18 protein-coding genes are annotated in these 22,233 nt (G+C 44.4%); 15 read left to right on the top strand and 3 right to left on the bottom strand.

Translation table 11 applies throughout. From position 1 onward, the window contains the following. Positions 1–59 precede the first annotated feature (59 nt). From rbfA to rpsO, 3 genes are all read left to right on the top strand, one after another. Positions 60–485 carry a 30S ribosome-binding factor RbfA gene (rbfA, locus tag JMA39_RS10615; RefSeq protein ID WP_202721852.1) on the top strand — a complete coding sequence of 142 codons (426 nt, stop codon included), beginning with the start codon at positions 60–62 and terminating at the stop codon, positions 483–485. Continuing rightward, on the top strand, positions 485–1,432 hold the full coding sequence (truB, locus tag JMA39_RS10610; protein WP_202721851.1) for a tRNA pseudouridine(55) synthase TruB: 948 nt from the start codon (positions 485–487) through the stop codon (positions 1,430–1,432). The genes rbfA and truB overlap by 1 nt, the downstream gene beginning before the upstream one ends. 121 nt (positions 1,433–1,553) lie before the next feature. After that, a complete protein-coding gene (rpsO, locus tag JMA39_RS10605; RefSeq protein ID WP_202721850.1) occupies positions 1,554–1,823 on the top strand; it encodes a 30S ribosomal protein S15 in 270 nt (89 codons plus the stop codon). Positions 1,824–1,950: 127 nt separating this feature from the next. On the opposite strand, the gene JMA39_RS10600 is transcribed toward rpsO, so the two are convergent. Continuing rightward, positions 1,951–3,993, bottom strand: a complete 2,043-nt coding sequence (locus JMA39_RS10600; protein WP_202721849.1) for a putative bifunctional diguanylate cyclase/phosphodiesterase — start codon at positions 3,991–3,993, stop codon at positions 1,951–1,953. Positions 3,994–4,195: 202 nt separating this feature from the next. On the opposite strand from JMA39_RS10600, the gene pnp reads away from it, so the two are divergent. The 10 genes from pnp (at position 4,196) to deoD (ending at position 17,768) form a co-directional block, all read left to right on the top strand. Continuing rightward, complete coding sequence (gene pnp, locus JMA39_RS10595) at positions 4,196–6,301, top strand: polyribonucleotide nucleotidyltransferase (RefSeq protein ID WP_202721848.1); 2,106 nt, start codon at positions 4,196–4,198, stop codon at positions 6,299–6,301. Positions 6,302–6,472: 171 nt separating this feature from the next. Continuing rightward, entirely contained in the window at positions 6,473–7,366 is an 894-nt protein-coding gene (nlpI, locus tag JMA39_RS10590) for a lipoprotein NlpI (protein WP_202721847.1), read from the top strand. Between the two features lie 157 nt (positions 7,367–7,523). Continuing rightward, positions 7,524–9,104 carry a peptide chain release factor 3 gene (gene prfC / locus JMA39_RS10585; RefSeq protein WP_202721846.1) on the top strand — a complete coding sequence of 527 codons (1,581 nt, stop codon included), beginning with the start codon at positions 7,524–7,526 and terminating at the stop codon, positions 9,102–9,104. Positions 9,105–9,455: 351 nt separating this feature from the next. Then, positions 9,456–10,229 carry a TatD family hydrolase gene (locus tag JMA39_RS10580; protein WP_202721845.1) on the top strand — a complete coding sequence of 258 codons (774 nt, stop codon included), beginning with the start codon at positions 9,456–9,458 and terminating at the stop codon, positions 10,227–10,229. Between the two features lie 179 nt (positions 10,230–10,408). Beyond that, positions 10,409–11,668, top strand: coding sequence for a NupC/NupG family nucleoside CNT transporter (locus JMA39_RS10575; protein WP_202721844.1), 1,260 nt, complete (start codon positions 10,409–10,411; stop codon positions 11,666–11,668). 341 nt (positions 11,669–12,009) lie between these two features. Beyond that, on the top strand, positions 12,010–12,867 hold the full coding sequence (locus tag JMA39_RS10570) for a nucleoside-specific channel-forming Tsx family protein (protein ID WP_202721843.1): 858 nt from the start codon (positions 12,010–12,012) through the stop codon (positions 12,865–12,867). A 585-nt stretch (positions 12,868–13,452) separates the two neighbouring features. Then, a complete protein-coding gene (gene deoC / locus JMA39_RS10565; RefSeq protein WP_202721842.1) occupies positions 13,453–14,226 on the top strand; it encodes a deoxyribose-phosphate aldolase in 774 nt (257 codons plus the stop codon). A 163-nt stretch (positions 14,227–14,389) separates the two neighbouring features. Beyond that, positions 14,390–15,721, top strand: a complete 1,332-nt coding sequence (deoA, locus tag JMA39_RS10560; RefSeq protein WP_202721841.1) for a thymidine phosphorylase — start codon at positions 14,390–14,392, stop codon at positions 15,719–15,721. A 13-nt stretch (positions 15,722–15,734) separates the two neighbouring features. Further along, positions 15,735–16,955 carry a phosphopentomutase gene (locus tag JMA39_RS10555; protein ID WP_202721840.1) on the top strand — a complete coding sequence of 407 codons (1,221 nt, stop codon included), beginning with the start codon at positions 15,735–15,737 and terminating at the stop codon, positions 16,953–16,955. Between the two features lie 102 nt (positions 16,956–17,057). After that, positions 17,058–17,768 (top strand): purine-nucleoside phosphorylase, encoded by a 711-nt coding sequence (deoD, locus tag JMA39_RS10550; RefSeq protein ID WP_202721839.1) that lies wholly within the window; start codon positions 17,058–17,060, stop codon positions 17,766–17,768. Between the two features lie 208 nt (positions 17,769–17,976). Here the strand turns inward: deoD and JMA39_RS10545 are convergent, their stop codons facing one another. Then, a complete protein-coding gene (locus JMA39_RS10545) occupies positions 17,977–19,164 on the bottom strand; it encodes an AhpA/YtjB family protein (RefSeq protein ID WP_202721838.1) in 1,188 nt (395 codons plus the stop codon). A 78-nt stretch (positions 19,165–19,242) separates the two neighbouring features. Here JMA39_RS10545 and serB point away from each other — a divergent pair, with 78 nt between their 5' ends. Next, positions 19,243–20,250 carry a phosphoserine phosphatase SerB gene (gene serB, locus JMA39_RS10540; RefSeq protein ID WP_202721837.1) on the top strand — a complete coding sequence of 336 codons (1,008 nt, stop codon included), beginning with the start codon at positions 19,243–19,245 and terminating at the stop codon, positions 20,248–20,250. Positions 20,251–20,500: 250 nt separating this feature from the next. Next, positions 20,501–21,409: an alpha/beta fold hydrolase gene (locus JMA39_RS10535; protein ID WP_202721836.1), complete on the top strand. Its 909-nt coding sequence runs from the start codon at positions 20,501–20,503 to the stop codon at positions 21,407–21,409. Positions 21,410–21,446: 37 nt separating this feature from the next. Here the strand turns inward: JMA39_RS10535 and JMA39_RS10530 are convergent, their stop codons facing one another. Then, positions 21,447–22,058, bottom strand: coding sequence for a response regulator transcription factor (locus JMA39_RS10530; RefSeq protein ID WP_202721835.1), 612 nt, complete (start codon positions 22,056–22,058; stop codon positions 21,447–21,449). Positions 22,059–22,233 lie beyond the last annotated feature (175 nt).

Here is a 22,233-nt window from a genome sequence, read left to right as displayed (position 1 = left end):
CTATCTTATTAGTTATAAGGGCGGCGCAAGCCGCCCTTAATATTTATGGCAATAATATTATGGCAAAAGAATTTAGTCGTACACGCCGTATTGCACAGCAGCTACAACAAGAGCTAGCCGTTGTTCTTCAGCGTGATATGAAAGACCCGCGCATTGGGTTTGTCACAGTCAATGACGTTGATGTTTCTCGCGATTTAAACTACGCAAAAGTTTACGTGACCTTCTTCGAAGAAGACGTAAAGCTAGTTGAACAGAAAGTAGAAGCATTAGATGCCGCGGCAGGTTATATCCGTTCACTGGTTGCTGGCCGCATGAAATTGCGCGTGATGCCTGAACTGCGCTTTATCTACGATAGCTCTTTGGTTGAAGGTATGCGCATGTCTAACCTTGTTAGCCGCGTTATCAGCAATGATGAAGCAAAGCAGAAGCAACATGGCATTGAGCCGGATGCTGAGCAAGACAGCAAGGAAGAGGGCGACAAATAATGGCACGTCGTTCTCGCGGCCGTTTTATCGACGGTATTGTACTGTTAGATAAAGACACCGGCATGAGCTCAAACTTTGCTCTACAAAGAGTGAAGCGCTTTTTTAATGCAAATAAAGCGGGCCATACTGGTGCTCTGGATCCATTAGCCACTGGCATGTTACCAATCTGTTTAGGTGAAGCGACTAAGTTTTCTCAGCATCTGCTCGATGCCGATAAGCGTTACTTGGTGACTGCTAAGCTTGGTCAACGTACCGATACTAGTGATTCAGACGGTGAAGTTGTTCAAACGAGAGAAGTTAACTTCACTCAAGAGCAGTTAGATACGGCTCTGGAACATTTTCGCGGTGAGACGATGCAAGTTCCCTCAATGTATTCGGCACTAAAGTACCAAGGTCAGCCTTTGTATAAGTATGCCCGTGAAGGCATTGAAGTTCCTCGCGAGGCACGTCCAATCAATGTGTTTGAGCTTAACTTTATCAGCCTTGAAGGTGATGAATTAACCTTAGATATTCATTGTTCAAAGGGCACTTATATCCGCACTATCACCGATGACTTAGGTGAGATGCTAGGTTGTGGCGCGCATGTCATTATGTTGCGCCGTACTCAAGTTGCTGGCTACCCCTACGATAAGATGGTGTCGCTTAAGCAGCTAGAAGAGTTAGTTGCTAAGGCCGATGCCGAATCTTTACCGTTAGCAGAGGTGCTAGACCCACTGTTATTGCCTATGGATACAGCGGTAAGTGGCTTTAAAGAGATTAACGTCTCTGATGAGTTAGCGACTTACTTGATGAACGGTAATCCTGTTCAGGTGGCTAATTTACCTGTTGACGAGCTGGTACGGATCACTATAGGTGAATCACATCAGTTTGTTGGTATTGGTCAGATGAACGATGACGGCTTACTGGCCCCTAAGCGCCTTATTGTATTAAGGGAGCAACAAGACTAATTAAGGAGATTAATCCGACATTAGTCTTGCTACCTATTGTCTAAATAGGTAGAATGGCGCGCCCCTTTGGCTGAGTTAGTGATCGGCTAAAGAATTTTAATGTAATATTTTGGAGATAGAAATGTCACTAAGTGTTGAAGCTAAAGCTCAAATCCTAGCTGAATTCGGTCGTTGCGAAAACGACACTGGTTCTACTGAAGTTCAGGTTGCATTGTTAACTGCACAAATCAACCACCTACAAGGTCACTTCAAAGAGCACATCCACGATCACCATTCACGTCGTGGTCTACTACGTATGGTTAGCTCTCGTCGTAAGCTTCTTGCTTACCTTAAGCGTACTGAAAACGTACGTTACCAAGAGCTAATCAAGAAGTTAGGTCTACGTCGTTAATTTTAACGTCTGATCTATTAAAAGGAGGCTATGCCTCCTTTTTTTGTGCCTGTTTGATACGGGCATTTCTTAATACAGTTAAACCTCAGTTGCTTAATGGCAAACTGTAGCTGTTAACACTGCATACTCAACTACTGGTTTCGATAGCAATGTGGTTTGGCACCAGATATTTGGCTTCAAAGCTGTCTATTGCTAGAGGCTTACTAAAGTAGAAGCCTTGGCCTATCTCACAGCCTCGTTTTTGTAACCATTCGAGTTGCTGCTCATTTTCGATTCCCTCAGCGACAATGCTCAGTTTGAGTTGTTTTCCTAGCATTAAAATCGTCGATGCTATCGCACTGTCACCAGGTAGATCGGAAACAAAGCCACGATCAATTTTCATGGTGCTTATCGGCAGACGACGTAGATAAGACAGAGAGGAGTAACCTGTGCCAAAATCATCTACCGCAATACCAAACCCAGCTGATTTTAATTGATTCAGTTTAATGATTGCAGACTCAATATCGTTCATCAGAGAAGTTTCAGTAATCTCTATTTCCAATAGCTCTGGGGCTATTTGGTAGCGCAATGCAGCTTGTTTTATATCCGGTACTAGGCTTGCGTCTTGAAACTGCTGAGAGGAGACGTTAATTGCTATCGGCATGGAAAGATTATATTTAACTTTCCACTCTTGAATGATTTTACAGCTCTGCTCTATGACCCAGCGGCCAATGGGGATGATTATCCCGGTTTCCTCGGCAACTGGAATAAATGAGGCAGGGCTGATAAGACGCCCCTCTTTTTGCCAGCGGATCAGTGCTTCACAACCAACGACTTCTCCACTTTTAAGATCCAATTTTGGCTGAAAATGGAGTAAGAATTCATTATTTTCTAGGGCATCATGCAGGGAGGCTTCGGTTCTTAAGCGCACCGCTGCTCGCTCCGTCATCTGTGGTTTAAAGAATGCCCACTGATTCGAACCCGCAGCTTTGGCACTATACATGGCGATATCTGCGTGGCGAATAAGATCTTCTGCTCGCAGGCCGTCATCGGGGTAGATGGCGATTCCTACAGAAGCTGCTGGATGGACTGTATGTTCATTAAGCTGCATAGGCGCGTTGAGTTGAACGAGTAATTTATCTACAAATTCCGCCGCAAGTGTTGGTGATTGAATGCCATCAGCTAATACCACAAATTCGTCGCCGCCTAGCCTAGATACTGTGCCTACCTGGCCAGCAAAAAGCTCGAGATTACGAGCCACTCGAACCAAAAATTGATCCCCAATGTCGTGCCCTAAGGAGTCGTTGATGTTTTTAAAACGATCCAAGTCAATAAACAGTAAGACAAACCGGCCTTCTTGTGCTCTTGCTCGCTGAATATTTACTGTGATGGTTTCTAGGAGCAGGGTTCGATTAGGTAAGCCCGTGAGAGGATCTCGGGTAGCCATTTTGCGTAATTTATTTTGCGTCGCGTCGAACTGAATTAAAATCAGGTTGAGCTTGGAGATGACCATTCCAAGTTCATCATTGCTATGGGAACGAGTGACAGGAAGTAGGTGTTTAGCCGGGGACTCAGGATCTATTTTATCGATAGCGTCGCTTATCTTAGCGATAGGCTGGGTGAGAAAACGGTGGAAGACAATCGATAAAACAAGAGTCAACAAAAAAGCCCTTGCTAAGGTGGCCCAAAGGTTAAACCTGAGACTCGAAATTAAAGAGTTGGTCAGCTCTTGCGTGTCGTAAAAGACGGTTAAGGTACCTATAAGCTCTCTATCGCCATTCACATCAGTGTAGTAGGGCCGATATAAGGAACGAGAAATTTCTTTTAGATCGCCAAACAGTTCGGCACTGAGATGGGTAAAAAACTCTAGATTAACCGCGGGGGCACCATTATTGACTGATACAAAGCGACTTCCGTCTTCAAGTTCCAATATTGCTGATCCAACGTGCTCTACTTTTAGGATCCCTTGAATGGTTTGCGCCGCTAATAAATTATCTAGAGCCCAAATCGCATTCGTCGCTGGTTGCTCAACAGAATCGATTAGCTCATGTTGGGTCTTGCTGAGCTCCTCTCGCGCTTCAGTAACGAGTAGAAAAATTTCAATTAAAAAGATTGCCACGGCAAAAAATAAAGTGGAAGAAACGAGTAAGAATGTCTGTTTCCATGTGAGCGATTTGAAACTCTCCTTCATCAATTATCTTCCCTTGTATCAATGGCTTAGGCTTCTTTTGCACGTTGGTGGCCAGCTAGTGTTACGTTGGTAACTGACGAATTGATTCACTTTAGAGAAAAGATTGTGCTTTGTCATCAATCTATTCTCTTTATCTATTGAATAAACTTGCAGTATACTTACGCGCGTAATTAAGGTAATTAAATATTAAGGAATGGTTCACGTGAATCCAATCGTAAAGAGTTTTGAATATGGTCAGCACACAGTCACATTAGAGACTGGGGTTATTGCACGTCAAGCAGATGCAGCTGTTTTGGCAAGTATGGGTGATACAACAGTATTGGTTACTGTTGTTGGCAAGAAGTTTGAAGAGCCAGGCCGTGACTTTTTCCCGCTAACCGTTAATTACCAGGAAAAAACATACGCAGCAGGTAAGATCCCTGGTGGATTCTTCAAGCGTGAAGGTCGTCCATCAGAAGGTGAAACGCTAACAGCACGCCTAATTGACCGTCCAATCCGTCCACTATTCCCGAACGGTTTCAAGAACGAAGTTCAAGTAATCATCACTGTTGTTTCTGTCGATCCAGAAATCAGCCCAGAAGTTATCTCTATGATTGGTACTTCTGCAGCACTATCTATCTCTGGTATTCCATTTAATGGTCCGCTAGGTTCTGCGCGTGTTGGTTATGTTAATGGCGAATATATTCTTAACCCAACAGTTTCTCAGCTAGTTGATAGTCAGCTTGAGCTGTCTGTTGCAGGTACTGAAAGTGCAGTACTAATGGTTGAGTCTGAAGCAAACGCACTGCCTGAAGAAGTCATGCTAGGCGCGGTTGTTTATGGCCACGATCAGCAGCAAGTTGTAATCAAAGCAATTAAAGAGCTACAAGCTGAAGTTAACAAGCCTGTATGGGATTGGACTGCACCAGTTCAAGACCAAGAGCTTGTTGCTAAGATCAAAGATTTGGCTGAAGCTGGTCTAACTGAAGCTTACCAAATCGAAGTTAAGCAAGATCGTTACGCTCAGGTCGGTGTCGTTAAGAATGCTGCTAAAGAAGCATTATTGGCTGAAAACGCAGACGCTGATTTACGCGAAATCGATGGCCTTCTTGGTAGCCTAGAGAAGAAAGTCGTTCGTAGCCGCATCATCGCTGGCAACCCACGTATCGATGGTCGTGAGCCAGATATGGTTCGTGCTCTTAACGTTATGGCGGGTGTACTTCCTCGTACACACGGTAGCTCACTGTTCACTCGTGGTGAAACTCAGGCACTAGTAACTTGTACCCTTGGTACTGAGCGTGATGCACAGAAGATTGATAGCATCATGGGCGAGTCTACTAACCGCTTTATGCTTCACTACAACTTCCCTCCATACTCTGTTGGTGAAACAGGCATGGTTGGTTCTCCTAAGCGTCGTGAAATTGGTCACGGTAAGCTAGCATGGCGTGGTATTAACGCTGTTATGCCTACAGCTGAAGAGTTCCCATACAGCGTTCGTATCGTATCAGAAATCACTGAATCAAACGGTTCAAGCTCTATGGCGTCTGTTTGTGGTACTTCTCTTGCTCTTATGGATGCAGGTGTACCAATCAAGACTTCTGTAGCTGGTATCGCTATGGGTCTAGTTAAAGAAGGCGACGATTTCGTAGTTCTTTCTGACATCCTAGGCGATGAAGATCACCTTGGTGACATGGACTTTAAAGTAGCGGGTACTCGCGACGGTATTACTGCACTGCAGATGGATATCAAGATCGAAGGTATCACTAAAGAGATCATGCAGATTGCTCTACAGCAAGCTTACGGCGCACGTGTTCATATCCTAAACGTAATGGACCAAGCTATCTCAGGTCACCGTGAAGATATCTCTGACCACGCTCCACGCATCACGACTATCAAGATCAACCCAGAGAAGATCCGTGATGTTATCGGTAAAGGTGGTGCGACTATTCGTGCACTTACTGAAGAAACCGGTACGACTATCGAGCTTGACGATGACGGTACAGTGAAGATTGCATCTTCAAACGGTGAAGCGACTAAAGAAGCTATCCGTCGTATCGAAGAGATCACTGCAGAAGTTGAAGTAGGTACTGTTTACAACGGTAAAGTTGTTCGTATCGTAGACTTCGGTGCATTCGTAACGATTCTTCCAGGTAAAGATGGTCTAGTACACATTTCTCAAATCGCTGAAGAGCGCGTTGCTAATGTGTCTGACTACCTAGAAGTAGGTCAAGAAGTTAAAGTTAAGGTGATGGAAGTTGACCGCCAAGGCCGTGTACGTCTTTCTATGAAAGAAGCGACACCTAAAGCTGAAGCGCCAGCTGCTGAATAAGCACTCGCACTTTGAATGAAAAGGAGGCCATTGGCCTCCTTTTTTATGTCTGCAATTTAATAGGGTGTTGAATTAATCTACATTAAGTGGAATATTTTCAATTCCTTGATAGCAGTAGTGATAAGGGGTTGCTATGATTGGTGCTATTGGCGAAATCAAAAGGTTAAATGGATGAATCAAAAGATACGAACTGCCGTGGTATTGGCTATGGCAAGTGTGAGTATGCTGCTGACAGGATGTGTATCTACTCAGCCAGATAGTGATCAGCAAGCATCGATAAGGGTTGCCCCTGTTTCGCCCGATTATAAGTTAGAAATTACCTTAGCTAAGTTGAATGAGATCTTGGCTTCGGTGGAGTTAACGCCAGAGCAGCGTGCGCGTTTTCATTATGACCGAGGTGTTATCTATGATCGTGTCGGCCTGCGTATATTAAGCCGTATCGATTTCCATCAAGCGTTAAAATTGCAGCCTAACTTAGCCGATGCTTATAATTTCCTTGGGATCTATTACACCCAAGAAAGTGAGTTCGAAAGTGCCTATGAAGCATTCGATGCAGTATTAGAGCTGTCGCCAGATTACGATTATGCTTATCTTAACCGCGGTATTTCGCTTTATTATGGTGAGCGTATGGAACTCGCCGTATCGGATATGAGTGCCTTTTATGACCGAGACCCGTCTGATGGGTATAGAGTATTGTGGCTTTATTTAGCCGAGCGCGAGGTTGATGAGCAAGGTGCACAAGCCCAGCTAACGGAGAATCGTAAGCGCCTTCAGCCTAACGCCTGGTCAAGTGCCTTGGTCGATTACTATTTAGGGCAAAAGAGTAAGGAAGAGGTATTCAATCTCGCAAAAGAGGGATTAAAGCATCCTAATGAATATGCAGAGCGACTCTGTGAGGCCTACTTCTATATGGCTAAGATTGCGCAAAAGCGTGGCGATAACGCTGAGGCCGCTAACTACTTTAGGTTAGCACTGGCAACCAACATCTATGACTTTGTTGAGCACCGTTATGCAAGGCTTGAGTTAGCTAGAACCAATGAAGCATTAAAAGCGACAACAAACTAAAGTTAATTAGCTTTAAAAGCCTCCTACGGGAGGCTTTTTTATTGCGCTTGAATTACAAATTGCGGACATCCTTATTTTACGCCCTTGTTTGGTAGCTAAAAGATAGGTGAGGGGCTATAATTGCGGCCTTTGTGAACTCCCAGAATTACAGGTAAACATGTCAGGCTATAAAGTTGAGGTCGACAAACGTCGCACTTTTGCCATCATCTCTCACCCAGATGCGGGTAAAACCACCATTACTGAAAAGGTTCTTTTATTCGGAAACGCGCTGCAGAAAGCGGGTACGGTAAAAGGCAAAAAGTCAGGTCAGCATGCTAAGTCTGACTGGATGGAGATGGAAAAAGATCGCGGGATCTCAATTACAACCTCTGTGATGCAGTTTCCATATCACGACGCACTCGTTAACCTGCTAGACACGCCTGGTCACGAAGATTTCTCTGAAGATACTTACCGTACTTTGACGGCGGTAGACTCATGTCTAATGGTTATCGACTCTGCGAAAGGTGTTGAGCAACGTACCATTAAGTTAATGGAAGTGACCCGTTTGCGTGATACGCCAATCGTTACCTTCATGAACAAGCTTGACCGTGATATTCGTGATCCTATCGAACTGATGGATGAAGTCGAAGAAGTGCTCAATATTGCGTGTGCTCCTATTACTTGGCCAATTGGCGCGGGTAAAGAGTTTAAAGGTGTTTACCACCTGCTACGTGATGAAGTGATCCTTTATCAAGGTGGTATGGGGCACACTATCCAAGACTCTCGGATCATCAAGGGGCTAGATAACCCTGAACTAGATGAAGCGATTGGTAGTTATGCTGCTGATATCCGAGATGAGATGGAGTTGGTTGTTGGTGCATCACACGAATTTGACCATGAGTTGTTCTTAAAAGGCGAGCTGACACCTGTTTACTTCGGTACTGCGTTAGGTAACTTTGGTGTTGACCATATTCTTGACGGTATCGTTGAGTGGGCGCCAACACCACAACCTCGTGAAACTGAAGTGCGTGATGTGCAGCCTGAAGAAGAAAAGTTTAGCGGTTTCGTATTTAAGATCCAAGCGAACATGGATCCTAAGCATCGTGACCGTGTTGCCTTTATGCGTATCTGTTCTGGTCGTTACGAGCAGGGCATGAAGATGCATCATGTGCGTCTAGGTAAAGACGTTAACGTGAGCGATGCTTTGACCTTTATGGCTGGCGATCGTAACCGAGCTGAAGCGGCTTACCCAGGCGATATTATCGGTTTACATAACCACGGCACGATTCGAATTGGTGACACCTTTACCCAAGGTGAGAAACTTCGCTTTACCGGGGTGCCTAACTTCGCACCTGAGATGTTCCGTCGTATTCGTCTAAAAGACCCACTTAAGCAAAAGCAGTTGCTTAAAGGTCTTGTTCAGCTTTCTGAAGAGGGGGCTGTACAGGTATTTAGACCACTCGATAGCAATGACTTAATTGTTGGCGCTGTGGGTGTACTGCAGTTTGAAGTGGTTGTAGGCCGTCTAAAGACCGAATATAAGGTTGAAGCGATTTACGAAGCGATCAGTGTTGCCACAGCGCGTTGGGTGTACTGTGATGATCATAAGAAGCTTGATGAGTTCAAACGTAAGTGTAGCCAAAATCTTGCGTTAGACGGTGGTGACAACCTGACTTATATCGCACCAACCATGGTTAACCTCAATCTTTCGATGGAGCGTTACCCAGATATTGAATTTGCTAAGACGCGCGAAAACTAATACGCGGTTAACTATTCAATACTAAAAACCCCAGGCTCTGCCTGGGGTTTTGCTTTTTACATCGCTGAGTTTTCATCTTTTCAATTATATTGGTAACCCATATTAGTTAGGATAAACTCAAATAAGGTTACAGGAGGCTGATATGAAGTTTATTCGCGCGATTTGGGCAAGATATATCAGATGGTGTGACAGCATGGGCTTAACACCCGAGAATCGTCGTAGTTGTGCGCCCCGCTTGTCGGATCCTAAACTTAAGTTGACGAGCATAAAATCGAAAGTTGACCAGCCCTTACAATCAAAAGAAACAGTTACAGTGAGCCTAAAATCATATAAGGATAACCAGTAACGCTTATGCTGCCCATTATTGATAGTCATGCGCACATGGATTTTCCCGAATTTGATAACGACCGAGACTCTCTGTTTGAGCAGATGCATCGAGTCGGCATTAAACAGTTGCTGATCCCTGCCGTATCCCCCGATAAGTGGAAAAAACAGATAGAGATAGCTAAGCAATATGGTTGTTACTACTCATTAGGCATTCACCCCTGGAGCTGTGAAGGTGTAACGCCGAAAGATATGCGGAACTTAAGAGCCTTGCTTGAGCGGCATAAAGATGATGCAAGTTTAGTTGCGGTGGGTGAATGTGGGCTTGATAAGTTACATAAAGGTAATTTCGTTACACAAATAGAGCTCTTTAGATCTCAAATTAGTCTAGCAAAGGAATTTGATCTACCTCTCATAATGCATGCTGTTAAAGCCCATGATGAGATCCTAAAGTGTCTTAAAACTGAGAGCCCATCACGAAAAGGGGTCGTTCATGGTTTTTACGGTGGACCGCAGCTAGCAAGGCAGTATGTAAATTTAGGTTACAAGTTAGGCATAGGCGGTCAATTACTCAATGATAATGCACCTAAGTTACAACAAACCGTGGTTGATTTACCGTTAGAGTCATTCGTTTTAGAAACAGATTCACCTTCGATGGCACCCAAAAGTAGTCGAAATAATCGCAATACCCCATTAATTTTGCCCAATATCATAGAAAAAATGGCAGATTTACAAAAAAAATCAGCCGTTCTTATTTCAGAACAGATGTTTTTTAATGTCACGCAACTCTTTGACCTTTAGTTTTTTTCTATTTAAACAGATGTATCTCGCACCATAAATCTCAACGAAATCATTGAAATAAAACCTCAAAAATTTGATCAAGACAACGCTTTTAGCAGCTTGGTCGGGTATAATCGGGGTCGTAAAAAAAGGTTGGTTAACAACATAATTAAAAAGTATTAACAATAGGGTGATGGTTAATGGATATTTTAATGAGTTTGGTAGGGGTGGTCACCCTACTAGCGATAGCTTTCGGGTTATCAAACAATAGAAAAGCAATTAATAAACGTACTGTATTTGGTGCATTAGCAATTCAGGCCGCTTTTGGTGGTTTTGTTCTATATGTCCCAGTCGGTAAAGACATTCTGCAAGGCGTGTCGGATGCCGTATCTAGTGTTATTGGATACGCTCAAAGTGGTATCGGTTTCTTATTTGGTGATTTAGCTAACTTCAAAGTTGGCTTTATTTTTGCCATTAACGTACTACCTATCATCGTTTTCTTCTCTTCTCTAATCGCAGTTCTTTACTACTTAGGCATCATGCAGTGGATCATCCGTATCATCGGTGGTGCTCTACAAAAAGCGCTTGGCACAAGTCGTACAGAGTCAATGTCAGCTACCGCTAACATCTTCGTTGGTCAAACAGAAGCGCCACTTGTTGTTCGTCCGTTCATCGCGACGATGACTAACTCTGAGCTATTCGCTGTTATGGTTGGTGGTCTTGCATCTATCGCGGGTTCAGTAATGGCTGGTTACGCGCAGATGGGTGTACCAATCGAATACCTTGTTGCCGCTTCATTCATGGCAGCACCAGCTGGTCTATTAATGGCTAAGCTGATGCATCCTGAAACTGAAGAAGCAAAGAACGACATGAGCGACTTACCAGAAGATCCTGATAAGCCAGCTAACGTTCTTGACGCTGCTGCTGCGGGTGCTTCATCTGGTATGCACTTAGCACTAAACGTTGGTGCGATGCTTCTAGCATTCGTTGGTTTGATCGCTATGATCAACGGCATCATCGGTGGTGTAGGCGGATGGTTCGGTATGGAAAATCTAACACTAGAATTGATTCTAGGTTACATCTTCATGCCGCTAGCATTCCTTATCGGTGTACCTTGGAACGAAGCACTAGTTGCAGGTTCTTTCATCGGTCAGAAGATTGTCATTAACGAATTCGTTGCTTACCTGAACTTTGCTCCATACCTGAAAGATCTTGCTGACGGCGGTATGGTTGTTGCAGAGACTGGCGTAGCAATGTCTGACCGTACTAAAGCGATTATCTCTTTCGCTCTATGTGGTTTCGCTAACCTATCGTCAATCGCGATTCTACTTGGTGGTCTAGGTTCTATGGCTCCAACTCGTCGCCATGACCTAGCTAAGCTTGGTATCCGCGCGGTTATCGCTGGCTCTCTAGCTAACTTAATGAGTGCAACAATTGCGGGTCTATTCCTAGCGTTGTAAGCCTTAAATTAGACTGAGCCTATATGGCTCAGTCTTTGTTTTAGCTCTAGTCGAGCTAAAACAAATGTAAGTCAATCGTTTTCCAAACTTAACATTTAACGAAATGATCAATAACTAGGGTTAGGGTTTGTTTCGGCTTAAAAACAACAATAAGAGTGATGTGACAGCATAAGCTGTCTCAAAACCATAAAGTTGTTCGAATGTTAAAACTTAGTGTTCGCATTTTTACATTAATAATGTTGATGTTTGATGTAAATAAAGTAGAATGCGCGCCATAAAAAAGAAACGCTGACTCTTCAATAAAGAGGAGCAGCAAACCATAAATAGAAATGGGGTTGATGATGAAAAACGTTAAAACTTTAGCACTAGCTGCTACTGCAGTTGCTGCAACAATGTCTGCACCTACATTCGCTGCTGACCGTACTGACCTTCGCGCTGGCGATTACAGCTGGATGCAGTTTAACGCTATGTACGCTGTAAACGAACTTCCACGTTCTGAAGCTGATGACGGCGGTCACGATTACCTAGAGATGGAATTCGGTGGCCGTGCTGGCATCGTTGATCTATACGGTTACGTTGACGTGTTCAACCTAACAACTAGCAGCTCAGGCGACAAAGCTGTAGGCGCAGACAAGAGCAGAATGTTCATGAAGTTTGCTCCTCGCTTCTCTATCGATGCTATGACAGGTATGGATCTTTCTGTTGGTCCTATCCAAGAAGTTTATATCGCAACTCTATTTAACTGGGGTGGTGGTGTTATCGGTGAAGACGTTAACAATGCTTCAGTTGGTATTGGTGCTGACGTAATGGTTCCATGGTTAGGTAAAACTGGCATGAACCTATACTCATACTATGACATGAATGCTAAAGACTGGAACGGTTACCAGTTCTCTATGAACTGGTTCAAGCCAGTTGTTAACTTCGACAACGGATCTTTCATCTCTTTCCAAGGTTATGTTGATTACCAGTTTGGCGCTGATGAAGTTAATGCATACGACGACAATGGTGACTTCGTAAACACTACCTTCACTTCTAGTGGTGGTGCTGCATACTTCGGTCTACACTGGCACTCAGAGAACTATGCTCTTGGTTACGGTCTGAAGGCATACAACGATGTTTACCTTCTTAAAGATGACGGTACTTTCGGTCTAGAATCTACTGGTTTCGCACATTACTTCACTGCGACTTACAAGTTCTAAGCATTAGCTTAAACTTTGTGAGTTTATGTCAGAGCCGCGAATTTCGCGGCTCTATCTAACTTCCACTCACTGTTCTTTTGTTCTTAAAATTTTATTTCAATTTTTGGTCAGCTAAATCGCAAACGGTAATATTAAGGTGTTAATTTTTACTTAAGCATCAGCTATATTTATTATGCTCACTTAACGGGGCTCAGCTAACAAGCTTGTTTAGGTAAGTATTAACGACTCTTCTCGAATAAAAAAGCGACATAAGAGAAGTTACAGAAAAAGTTATAATAGATTAATTACGCGCTAAAATGGATTTTTCGCGGAAAGGCAGAAATAAGTAGTATCAATTTCCCTTCCCGGTCTTCATGGATTCAAGTCGTGACACTAGTGTCAGGATAGTTGCGCTCATTGGAGTTAACAACGTTGGATACCTGTATAGTATTTTTGTGTTTAATGCCTATTGGCCGTTAAACATATATTCGGTAATGTCCGAAGGCCCGGCCCATAACTATAATCAAAATCAGCCAGTTTTAGGCATCGCCGTGCGATAATTTTCTGTTTTAAATTAATAATTTGAATCTTTCTCGGAGAGCTATTATGAGCGACTTAAAAAAAGCAGCACAACAAGCCATTAGTCTAATGGATCTTACAACTCTTAATGACGACGACACCGATCAGAAGGTGATTGAGCTTTGTCATAAAGCTAAGACACCAGCTGGTGATACCGCTGCAATCTGTATTTACCCTCGCTTCATTCCTATTGCACGTAAAACGTTGAATGAAATCGGTGGCGATGACATTAAAATCGCAACAGTGACTAACTTCCCACACGGTAACGATGATATCGCTATCGCAGTATTAGAGACTCGCGCTGCAGTTGCTTACGGCGCTGATGAAGTTGACGTAGTATTCCCATACCGCGCACTAATGGAAGGTAACGAAACGGTTGGTTTCGAGCTGGTTAAAGCCTGTAAAGAAGCATGCGGCGAAGATGTACTTCTTAAAGTGATCATCGAATCAGGTGTATTAGCCGATCCTGCTCTTATTCGTAAGGCGTCTGAGCTATCTATCGATGCGGGTGCTGATTTCATCAAGACTTCTACTGGTAAAGTTGCTGTAAACGCAACTCTAGAAGCGGCTGAGATCATGATGACAGTGATTAGCGAAAAGAATCCTAAAGTTGGCTTTAAGCCTGCGGGTGGCGTAAAAGACGCTGCAGCTGCAGCTGAGTTCTTAGGCGTTGCAGCTCGTCTTCTAGGTGACGACTGGGCAACTCCAGCGACATTCCGTTTTGGTGCTTCAAGTCTTTTGACTAACCTGCTTCATACGCTTGAGTTAGGCGATGCTCCACAAGGTGCACAAGGTTACTAACCTTTAAAGATTAAGCTTGTTGTTAAGTGTGATCTAAATCTAATTAGGTGTATCAAAAGTTCGTTAGTATGTAACAATATTACGACTTTTGATTCCCCTTAAGCAGATTGATAACTGAAATTTCCACCTAGTAGAAACTCAGTTACATTCTTGGAGGTAGTACATGTTTTTAGCTCAAGAAATTATTCGTAAAAAACGTAATGCACAGGCCCTAACGACTGAAGAGATCCAATTCTTCGTCAAAGGGATAACTAACAATACGGTTTCAGAAGGTCAGATCGCAGCCCTGGGCATGGCGGTCTATTTCAATGACATGAACATGGATGAGCGTATTGCGTTAACCACTGCGATGTGTGACTCCGGCACTGTGCTCAACTGGCAGTCATTGGATCTTAATGGTCCGATTATCGATAAGCACTCAACTGGCGGTGTGGGGGATGTCATTAGTTTGATGTTAGGCCCTATGGCGGCGGCTTGCGGTGGTTATGTGCCAATGATCTCTGGTCGAGGCCTTGGCCACACTGGTGGTACCCTAGATAAGTTTGATGCCATCCCTGGTTACAATACTGAGCCAGACAGCGCACTGTTTCGCAAGGTAGTAAAAGAAGCCGGCGTGGCCATTATTGGTCAAACAGGCGATCTGGTTCCTGCTGATAAGCGCTTCTATTCTATTCGTGATAATACCGCAACGGTTGAGTCTATCTCGTTAATCACAGCTTCCATTCTTTCTAAAAAGCTTGCTGCCGGTCTAGATGCATTAGCCATGGACGTAAAAGTTGGCACGGGCGCATTTATGCCAACCTATGAAGCTTCTGAAGAGTTAGCGCGCAGCATTACTGCTGTTGCCAATGGTGCTGGTACTAAGACGACGGCATTACTCACTGACATGAACCAAGTATTGGCGTCATGTGCAGGTAACGCGGTTGAAGTCAAAGAAGCGGTCGACTTTATGACAGGTGCATACCGTAACCCACGTCTATATGAAGTGACTATGGGTCTGTGCGCAGAAATGCTACAGCTTGGTGGTATTGCAAGTAGCGAAAGCGATGCGCGCGCCAAATTGAACGCGGTACTGGATAACGGTAAAGCCGCAGAGATCTTTGGTCGCATGGTGTCAGGTCTTGGTGGTCCAACTGATTTTGTTGAGAACTACAGTAAGTATCTACCAGACTCGCAAATTATTCGTCCTGTTTATGCGGACAGAGCTGGTTTTGCATCGTCAATGGACACTCGTGAACTCGGCCTTGCAGTTGTTACACTCGGCGGCGGTCGCCGCAAGCCAGGGGATACTCTGGACTATAGTGTTGGACTTTCTAAGGTCTGTGCGCTGGGCGATGAGATCAATGCTGATAAGCCGATTGCCTTTATTCATGCTCAATCTGAAAACGCCTTTGCTGAAGCTGAAGCTGCAGTGAAAAAAGCGATTCACATTGGCGATACTAAACCGGAAAAAACACCGGAAATTTATCGTTATATCCGCGAGTCGGATCTGTAACGGAGCACAGTTTATGAAACGTACTATAATCATGATGCTAGATTCGTTCGGCATCGGTGCAGCACACGATGCAGAGGCCTTTGGTGATGTGGGTTCAAACACCTTTGGCAATATCGCTAAAGCGTGTGCAGAAGGTAAGGCAAATGATGGTCGAGAAGGGCCATTGAAGCTTCCAAACCTGGCACGTTTAGGCTTAGGTCATGCATCAAAAGAGAGCACGGGTGAGTTTCCTGCAGGCTTTGGTGATGATGTCGAGATCATTGGCGCTTATGGCCATGCTGACGAGTTAAGCTCGGGTAAAGATACACCGAGTGGGCATTGGGAGATGGCGGGTGTACCTGTTCTTTATGAATGGGGCTACTTTGGTGATAAGCAGGACTCTTTTCCAAAAGCGCTCACAGATAAGATTCTAGCCAGAGCGGGTTTAAGTGATTTTCTTGGTAACTGCCACTCTTCTGGTACAGTTATCTTAGAGGAGCTTGGTGAAGAGCATATGCGCACTGGTAAGCCTATTTTCTACACCTCTGCCGATTCGGTGTTCCAGATAGCTTGTCACGAAGAGACATTTGGTCTTGAGAAGCTTTATGAGCTTTGCATTATCGCTCGTGAGGAACTAGCAGATTACAATATTGGTCGTGTGATTGCGCGTCCGTTTATTGGTACTGGCCCTAGTGATTTCGCTCGTACAGGTAATCGACGTGACTACGCAGTTGAGCCGCCAGCACCCACCGTGCTCGATAAGCTTAAAGCGGCAGGCGGTGAAGTGGTCAGTGTTGGTAAGATCGCTGATATTTACGCACACTGTGGTATCACTAAGAAGGTCAAGGCTACAGGTCTTGAAGATCTATTCGATGCGACTTTAGAGCAAGTTAAGCAAGCGGGCGAAAATACGATTGTATTTACTAACTTTGTCGACTTTGACTCTCATTATGGTCACCGCCGTGATGTTGCTGGATATGCGCGTAGCCTTGAGTATTTTGACTCACGTTTACCAGAGATCTTAGCGTTACTCGACGAAGATGATTTCTTACTGCTAACCGCAGACCACGGCTGTGATCCAACCTGGCCTGGTAGCGATCATACTCGTGAGCGCGTACCTGTTTTAGCTTATGGTGCAGGTCTTGACGCTGGCTCATTAGGACGCCGCAGCAGTTTTGCTGACATGGGGCAGTCAATTGCGAGTTACTTTAAGCTTGAACCTATGGAATATGGCGAGTCATTTGTTCGTTCATAAACCGTGAAAATATTTAAATTTGACGGTTCACTTTGGACCGTTAGTAAACAAAGACTCAAGTTATTAACGACGGTCTAAAAAATACAAATAGGGGTTATTCTGATGGCAACACCACACATTAATGCCGTAGACGGTGCATTTGGCGATACAGTTCTATTTCCAGGCGATCCACTACGCGCTAAGTACATTGCTGAAACGTTTCTAGAAAACGTTGAGCAAGTGACTGACGTTCGTAACATGCTAGGTTTCACTGGTACTTACAAAGGCGTTCGCATTTCAGTTATGGGTTCAGGCATGGGTATCCCATCTTGCTCAATCTATGCAACTGAATTGATCAAAGATTATGGTGTTAAGAACCTAATCCGCGTGGGCACTTGTGGCGCGATTAGCACTGACGTTAAAGTTCGCGACGTAATCATCGGTATGGGTGCATGTACTGACTCACAAGTTAACCGTTTACGTTTTAAAGGCCAAGACTTCGCTGCTATCTGTGATTACAGCCTACTAAGCGCAGTTGTTAAAGCTGCTGACGCAAAAGGTACTAAGTACCGCGTTGGTAACGTTTTCTCTGCTGACCTTTTCTACACACCAGATCCAACTATGTTTGACGTAATGGAAAAGATGGACGTTCTAGGTGTCGAAATGGAAGCTGCTGGTCTATACGGCGTAGCAAAAGAGTTCGGTGCTAAGGCACTATGTGTTGTTACTGTATCAGATCATATCCGTACAGGTGAGAAGACCTCTTCTGATGAGCGTCAAACTACCTTCAACGAAATGATCGAGATGACTCTAGAAGCTGCAATTACTCTGTAATTGTAATGCTTTGCAGTCGCAGACTGCAGTGTAATAAAACGGACGCTTATGCGTCCGTTTTTGTTTTCTGCTTCAGTTGTATTTATGTGACTTGTCAGTCAGTTATACCCCATACATTTAAGGCTTCTCTGTAACTCATACCCGTAAGAGCCTGCCTGAGCATGTGGTCAGCTGAATTTTGCACTGGCTCATCGTCTGATTTTTAGTATTAGTCAGATTCTGACTCTGATGCAGAGTCTGAGTCTGAGTCTGGAGTCGTCTTCGGAGCGGGCTTAGGTTGAGCTTTTGGCTTTGGCTTTGGCTTTGGCTTAGTCTTAGATTCAGCCTTAGGTGTAGCCTTCGCTTTCGTCTTACTTTCAGATCCAGCCTTTGTCGCTGCCTTGGGCTTTGATGCCGTTTTAACCGTCACTTTTGACTTGGTTGTAGCCTTAGGTTTTACCGCTGTTTTTGGTTTAACCGTTATTTCTGGCTTCGCTTTGACTTCAGGCCTTACCTGCGTTTCAGTCATGGACTCAATATGAGTCACAGTCTCAGATTCTGTTTTCGGTACGATATTCGTCGCAGGTTTCGCTTTCGTTTCGACGACAGCCACTGCTGACTCAGTGGATTTAGGCGTTGTAGATTCAGACTCAACCTGTCCAGCTTCGGGCGGTAGTGTTGCTACATCGTGAGCTGACTTAGCATTTCCCATATCATCTGAGCTTACTTTTTTAGCCTGCTTTTTGGCATCGTTTGCTTGTTTTTTTGCAGCCTTTGCCGCGGCCTTCTCAGCTTTTTTTGCCAGTAGTCGTCGTAGTTTGACTCTGGCCTTACGCCTATCAAAGTCTGCGCGCTTAAAAGAGAGCGCTCGAGATAGCAACATGCCGATGAGGCCTGCAATCAGCAGCATTATCTGTTGCTGTTCCATATTGATATGATGAGCTTCTTTAATCTCATTAAAGAAATACTTTGGTTCTAGACGCACCTCAACATAACCTAAGTTTTTGCCATCTTGAGACACGGCTTCAACATAGGGGGGGTATTGCTCTAAAATAGAGGCGAGTTCTTCAGAATCAGGCTCTAGTTCTTCATCGATAACGCTTTGAGCGAATGATAACCTGACACCATCTTCGCTGAAGATGCTGGCGGACATGACTTTAGGGTCTAACACCAATGCTTGTGCCAGCCACTGCAGTTGTTCATCATTTTCCAATTGAAGCGCAGGCGCAGCCCCATAAGCCGTTTGCTGAACCAGCAATCTTGCCATCTTTTCTGTTTGGGACTTTAGAAGCTGCTGTCCTTGTAGTAGGCTAGTTTCCCACAACTGATCGAGACCGATGAATAGGGCGATCGCTATAATGATTTGTAGTAGGCGACTTATTCGATGGCTCTTTTTTAGGCCTTTTAAATAGAACACTGAAACCCTTAATTTATTGTGTACTCACCTAATCATAATTGATTATGTCTGTGCTCGGTAGCTGGAGAGCTATAACTAATGGAAAGTTTGAGTCAATCGACTGTTTTTGCTTGGTTAAGTACTGAAGGTAGCATGTCTTTTACTGCTGGGGAACAAAGTTATTTTCGTCATAATGAGACGGAATATCCAAAAGGGTTTTCTCGTTATCGGATCCTGTTTTCCGAACTAGAAACCCTAAACGCTACGCAGCTGCAGATTATTAATGAGGCCGTAGACCGTTGGCTTGAGTCCCTAAATTGCAAGTTGAGCCTTGCCCTGATTAAACGTGATTGCGGCCTCAATTGCATTGAAGTCTGTACTCCAGAGCCTTTAAGCGCCGAACAGATTGCCGCTATTAGTGAGACGGCTTTTTTAGAGTTATTTGAGTTAACTTTCGATGCGCCCCAGCTAAGCCAAGTGGGTCTTTTAGTCATGGATATGGACTCAACGGCGATTGAAATCGAGTGTATCGACGAATTAGCTGCAATGGCGGGGGTGGGACCCGCTGTAGCGGAAGTTACCGAGCTGGCAATGCAAGGTGAACTGGATTTCGAACAGAGCCTTAGAGCGCGCGTTGCTAAGCTTAAAGGTGCCGATGCTGAAATTATCGATACCCTATGTGCCAAGTTACCATTAATGCCGGGTCTTAAGGAGATGGTTGCCGAGCTGCAGAGTCATGGCTGGCGCACTGTGGTGGCATCAGGTGGTTTTACTCCCTTTGTGAACCACCTTAAACAGCTTTTGGCGCTTGATGCTGCTTTTGCTAATAAGCTAGATATTGATAACGGTAAGCTGCTTGGTACGGTTTCAGGTCAAGTGGTCGATGCTCAATATAAGGCCGATACCGTGCTTAACTGCGCCAAGCAGTGGCAGATTGCTGTAGGGCAGAGGGTGGCGATAGGTGATGGCGCAAACGATATTCCGATGATCAATACTGCAGACTTTGGTATTGCCTACCATGCTAAGCCAAAGCTGGTTCAAGCTGCGGATGTCAGTATCAATCGACTCAACCTTAAGGTGTTACCTTATCTGTTTCAACGCACTTAGCTGGTAAATAGTGCTAGGGATTGGACATCAAGTTTGATTGTTAATACTGACGTTCAGCTTTTAGGCTCATAACAATTTTGTTATGAGCCTTTTTTACGTTTAAAAAAGGCCCCTATCACTTTGATCCTTTTAGTCTGCTGGCTATTATGTCTGTTTTAAATGCCTTACCACAGCTATTTGATTAGAGTTTTTGCTCTTGTTTTTGCCCTCTAACTTCAGTAGTTTTAGAAAAAAATAAGAGTTTTAGCATTTGAATATTCAGCAGAAATCCCTCTATATCCCCTACAATCACGGCCATCTGCACTTAAGGCAGATAAGTCCTATTCAAGCAGATATGAGTAAGCCGCCAGTGCTCATGCTGCATGGCGCTATGTCGAATGGACGCGTGTTTTACAGTGAGTCGGGCAAAGGGCTGGGCTGTTATTTGGCTGATTCGGGTGTGGTGGTATATGTATTAGATACCTTAGGGCGAGGCTTGAGTGAACCGAAGCTAGCTCGTGGTTTTAAAGCGGGTCAAGGTGAGGTTATTCGAGAGCAACTGCCGCTTATTCAACAGTATATTTTATCGCTTCACCCTAAGGTTAAGCGAGTGCATTGGTGTGCTCATTCCTGGGGTGGGGTGTTGATGGCCAGTGCCATTGCTCGTTATAGCAGTTTGCAAGAGTCCGTTGCCTCCTTGGTGACTTTTGGTAGTAAACGCCGCATTAAGGTCAAGTCTATTAAAAAGTGGCTGAGTGTCGATCTCGTTTGGAACAAGGTGGCACCGATGATAGCGTGGCGTAGTGGTTATCTGCCTGCCGATAAACTCAGAATTGGCATGGATAATGAGTCTCGGGCATCATTACGTCAGAGCATCGATTGGGTACGAGGCAAGTGGGTCGATCACGACGATGGCTTTGACTACCAACTTGCGGCGAGTCACGCTAATTGGCCCAAGTCTTGGTTTATCGCAGCCAAAGGCGATACGGTACTGGGTAATCCAAGTGACGTACAGCGGATGATCGCCGAGTGCCAAATTAAGCAGGTCGATTATACTTTGTTGTCAAAAAAGCAGGGCTTTAAACATGACTATGATCACGGCGGAATGCTGACTCACAAAGATGCGGTGAAGGATCATTTTCCTCGGGTTCGAGATTGGTACCATAATTTTAATAGCTAGCTGACTGGATGACAGCTAGCCATTATCTTAGCTGAACCTATTCAGCCTTATGGCCAAGTAGTGGAGCAAGTTTGACGAGTTCAGCTAAGTTATTTACTCCTAGCTTAGTCATCAGTTTTGAGCGATGAACTTCGATAGTGCGAATCGCAACGCAAAGCTCATTTGCCATCTGCTTATTGGTGTTGCCTGCAATCACTAGCTGGAAAATCTGGGCTTCCCGCTCTGATAAGGTATCAATTAAGGCTTGGTTTGTGAGCTTTTGATGTTGCTCTGTACTGTAAGCCAACCCTTTGGCGATAGATTGCGCCAGTAAGCTACCTTGAACCGGTTTTTGGAAGAAGTCGAAAGCCCCGTTCTTAAAGGCATCTACCGCCATAGGTACATCGCCATGTCCGGTTAAAAAAATTACAGCCAGTGGGCTCTTGGCATCACAGAGTAGTTGTTGTACTTGAGGTCCTGTTAGTCCTGGCATGCGCGCATCTAATATTACGCATCCTGCTTGGGTTAAGTCGACTTCAGCCAAAAAACGATCGCCACTGTTAAAACTATTGAGTTTATAGCCATAACCTTCCATCAGAAAACCTATCGAGTCGACAATCGCGTCATCGTCATCGACTAGATAGACTGGCCCATTTATCTCCTGTTGCACGCAAACCCCTTATGTTTGTTGGTGTTTAGATGATAGATATCCCAGTTTGCCGCTTTAATCCAACAATAATCTATAAAGCATGAATTGCATCACGCTCTAAAATTCACAGGCTAGCGTAAGCTATTGCTAAATAACATAACTCCACTTTTACCTAAGCGAGCGCCTAATATTGTTG

Source organism: Shewanella schlegeliana (genome assembly GCF_016765635.1).
GTDB lineage: Bacteria > Pseudomonadota > Gammaproteobacteria > Enterobacterales > Shewanellaceae > Shewanella > Shewanella schlegeliana.
This window is presented reverse-complemented; position numbering and strand designations above follow the sequence as displayed.